This is a genomic window from Mesorhizobium sp. M1A.T.Ca.IN.004.03.1.1 (assembly GCF_003997555.1).
In the GTDB taxonomy this organism is placed as follows: Bacteria; Pseudomonadota; Alphaproteobacteria; order Rhizobiales; family Rhizobiaceae; genus Mesorhizobium.
This window is the reverse complement of sequence record NZ_RZTV01001001.1, coordinates 1-240: the sequence shown is the minus strand read 5'-3', so window position 1 is coordinate 240 and position 240 is coordinate 1. Positions and strand designations below refer to the sequence as shown.

General features: G+C 57.5%; 1 pseudogene. It reads left to right on the top strand.

The window, feature by feature from the left end:
- Positions 1–240: pseudogene (locus EOD29_RS34685) on the top strand (D-xylose ABC transporter ATP-binding protein); the annotation flags it as partial.

Below are 240 nucleotides of genomic sequence, written 5' to 3'. Positions count from 1 at the left end.
TCCGCGACCTCAGGTCTGAGGGAATTGGCATCGTCTACATCACCCATAAGATGAACGAGCTGTTCGAGATCGCCGACGAGTTTTCCGTCTTCCGCGATGGCCGATATATAGGCACGCACGCCTCGACCGACGTCACCCGCGACGACATCATCCGCATGATGGTCGGGCGTGAGATCACCCAGATGTTTCCGAAGGAACAGGTGCCGATCGGCGAGGTCGTGCTCTCCGTCAAGGATCTTT